Consider the following 3,688-nt stretch of genomic DNA (forward strand, 5'->3'; position numbering starts at 1 on the left):
TCTCGGTGTTGACGTAGAACGGGGTGGCGGCGAAGTCGATGGCGGGGTTGGGGCGTGCGTAGTTGAGGGTGGGGACCAGGGAGCGGTGGCGCAGCATGAGCGCCGTCTTGATGACTCCGGCGACGCCCGCGGCGGCGTCCAGGTGGCCGACGTTGGACTTCAGGGAGCCGATGGCGCAGAAGCCGGTGGCCGGTGTGGAGCGGCGGAAGGCGTCGGTGAGCGCGGAGACCTCCACCGGGTCGCCGAGCCGGGTCGCGGTGCCGTGCGCCTCGACGTAGGAGACGCTCTCCGGGTCGGTGCCCGACACGGCGTGCGCCTCGGCGATGACGGCGGCCTGGCCCTCCTTGCCGGGGGCGGCGTAACTGACCTTCAGGGAGCCGTCGTTGTTCGTGGCGGTGCCCTTGATCACGGCGTGGATGGTGTCCCCGGCGTCGAGGGCGTCCTCCAGGAGCTTGAGGACGACGATGCCCACGCCGTTGCCGAGTACGGTGCCGCCGGCCGCCGCGTCGAAGGTGCGGACCCGCCCGTCCGGGGAGAGGATCGCGCCCTCCTCGTAGAGGTAGCCGCGCGCCTGCGGCAGCTTCACCGTCACGCCGCCCGCGAGCGCCATGTCGCACTCGCCGTTGATGAGCCCCTGGCAGGCCAGGTGGATGGCGACGAGCGAGGTCGAACAGGCCGTCTGGACGCTGTAGCTGGGGCCGCGCAGGTCGAGCTTGTAGCTGACGCGGGTGGCGAGGAAGTCCTTGTCGTTGCCGACCATGACCTTGAAGTGGTCGGAGGTGGCGGTCTGGTCGATGCTCGGCAGAACGTGCTGCTGGAGGTAGGTGTTGATGGCGGCGCCGCCGTAGACGCTGATCAGGCCGTCGTAGCGGCGCGGGTCGTATCCGGCGTCCTCCAGCGCCGTGTGGCAGCTCTGGAGGAAGAGACGGTGCTGCGGGTCGATGACCTCGGCCTCGGCGGGCGTGAACTCGAAGAAGCCGGTGTCGAAGAGGTCGACGTCCGGCAGGATGCCGTGGGCCCGTACGTACGCGGGGTCGGCGCGCAGCGCGGCGGGCACCCCGGCGTCGGCCAGTTCCCCGTCGCTGAACCGGGTGATGCCCTCGCGGCCCGAGCGCAGCAGCTCCCAGAACTCCCCCACGCTGTCCGCGCCGGGGAAGCGCCCGGCCATGCCGACGATGGCGATGTCGTTCCCGGAGACGTCGGAGGCGTCGGAGGTGTCGGAGCCCCCAGAGACGTCGATGGCGTCGGATCCCTTGGAGGCGTCGGTGGCGTCGTGCGAACTCACGGTCGTTCCCTCTTCCCTTGCTGCTCGGCTCAGAGCGCGGCGAACACGGCGGCGCGGTCGCGCAGCAGCTCCGCCGTCTCGGTCATCAGCTGCTCGGCGATCGCGTCGACGTGTCGCGACTGCCAGGACTCCAGGACGGTGCCGCGCACCCAGGAGTTGAAGGCGCCCATGGCGGGCCCGCAGTAGATCAGGTAGTCGACGGTCCTGCCGGGTGCACCGCGTCGGGCGAGGTCGAAGCCCCGGTCGAGGTAGGCACGGAAGGCGTCGGCCATGTGCCGCTTGGGGTCGCCGCCCGGTGCGGCGGTCCCGGCCGGGAGCGGTCCGCGCAGGAACTTCTCCTCGATCTGGCGGCGGGTGGGCGCGTCGATGGCGTCGAGGGAGTCGTGGCGGCGCCACAGGTCGTGCAGCTTCCCCGCGCGTGCGGGCAGGAACACGCCGCGCTTGACGACCTGGGCGCGTACGCCGAGTTCGAACATCTCGGCGGCGGGCGCGAGGGCCACGTCGTGCACGTCGAGCGACTGGAGCAGGTCCTTGACGGCCGTGCTGGTGTCCGCTTCGGGCGTGCACTGGTTGACGGACCCCGTCAGGAGGAAGTCCGCGCCGAGCAGGAACGCGGCGGCGGCCGCCTCCGGACCGCCGATGCCGCCCGCGGCGCCGACGTGCACCCGGGGTCCCGCTCCGGACGCGGCGTCGCGCAGGCGGAGTACGGCGGGCAGCAGGGTGGTGAGGCCGCCGACGGCGTCGTACCAGCCGGAGCCGGTCTCCACGCAGAGGTCGTCGGCGAGCGGTACGTCGGCGTAGCGGGCGGCGGCGTCGGCGGTGACCTGCCCCGCGTCGGCCAGTCGCCGCACGAGCGCGGGCGGCGCGGGCGCGAGGAAGGCGGCGGCCATGTCGGTGCTCGACACCTTGGCGAGCACCCGGCCGCCGCTGAGCCGGTACCTCACCAGGGCCGGGGTGATCCGCAGGAAGCCGGAGGCCTCGACGGTGCGGACGCCCTTGCGCAGGAAGAGGTCGACCAGCGCCGACTCGCGCTCCGGGTCGGTGGGCTGGTGCAGCAGGTTCGCGCCGTACGGCCCGTCGGCGCCGAGGTCGGCGCGTACGGCGTCGAGCCCTGCCTCGACCTGGTCGAGAGGGAGACCGCCGGTGCCGAAGAAGCCCATGCCGCCCGCCTTGGCGAGCCGCGCAAGCAGCTCGGGACCGGACACTCCCCCGTACATGGAGCCCGCGAGGTAGGCGTGGCGAAGACCGTAGCGCTCCCGGAAGGAGGCGGCCCCGAGCCCGGAAGCACCCCCACCCGCACGCGAAGCGCCCGTGCCGGGCCGCACGGGCTCAGCGGAGCCCACGGGCGCGGCGGACGCGGCGGGCGCGGCGGGCGCCACAGGATCGGCTGTGCCCACGGGCACGGCGGGCGCCACAGCCTCACCGACGACCACAGGCGCGGCGGACGCCACAGGCTCGGCGGGGACGACGAACTCATCGGACGCCACAGCCTCACCGAATACCACGGGCGCGGCGGGCGCCACGGCCTCAGCCGAGACCACGGGCGCGGCGGGCGCCACAGCCTCCGCGGCGGGCGTCGGCGCCGCGACGGTCAAAGGCGCCCCCGCCAGACCATGTTCCGCCTCCGCCCTGATCTTCGCGACCAGCTTGCCGAGGACCCGGCCAGGGCCCAGTTCCACGAACTCGAAGTCGCCCCGGTCCAGCAGGAAGCGGATCGTGTCCGTCCACCGCACGGGCGAGGCGATCTGGCGGGCGAGCTGCGCTGCCACCTCGCCGGGGCGGTAGGGCAGGGCGTCCACGTTGGCGATGACGGGGACGGACGGGTCGCGCAGCGTGAAGCCCTCCAGGTAGCGGCCGAACTCCTCGGCGGTGGCGCGCAGATAGCGGGAGTGGAAGGGAGCACTGACGTTGAGCTGCACGTACTGCCCGCCGAGGCCCTCGAAGACCGGCTTGGCCGCGGCGATCTGGTCGGCGGGTCCGGCGAGCACGAACTGGCCGGGAGCGTTGTGGTTGGCGATGTCCAGGCCGGTCAGGCCGTGCTCGGACAGGGCCCGCTCCACGGTTTCGAGGTCGCACTTGAGGACGGCCGCCATCCGCCCCCCGTCGGCGCGGCTCATCAGCTCGCCGCGCCGGGCGACCAGGCGCAGCCCGGTCTCGAAGTCGAAGGCACCGGCGGCGAAAAGCGCCACGTACTCGCCGAGGCTGTGCCCGACGAAGAAGTCGGGCGGCCCGGGGTTCAGGCGCTGTTCGCGCAGCCAGGCGAGGGCACTGACGACGTAGAGGGCGGGCTGGGTGAACTGCGTGAGCTTCAGCTCGCGGCGGGGGTCCTCGACGCACAGTTCGCGGATGGAATAGCCGAGCACCGAGTCGGCGAGCGCGGTCTGCTCGGGGAACTCCTCGAAG

Annotated in this window: 2 protein-coding genes; both read right to left on the minus strand. The window is 72.9% G+C overall.

Features of this window, described 5'->3' with window-relative positions:
- Nucleotides 1–1,285 (minus strand): beta-ketoacyl synthase N-terminal-like domain-containing protein (locus AB8Z36_RS35270; protein ID WP_369217469.1); only part of this gene is annotated, 1,285 nt, incomplete at its 3' end.
- Nucleotides 1,286–1,314: 29 nt separating this feature from the next.
- On the minus strand, nucleotides 1,315–3,688 hold a 2,374-nt coding region (locus tag AB8Z36_RS35275; protein WP_369217470.1), incomplete at its 5' end, for a PfaD family polyunsaturated fatty acid/polyketide biosynthesis protein.

It is taken from the genome of Streptomyces flavofungini (assembly GCF_041028215.1).
GTDB classification, from domain to species: domain Bacteria; phylum Actinomycetota; class Actinomycetes; order Streptomycetales; family Streptomycetaceae; genus Streptomyces; species Streptomyces flavofungini_B.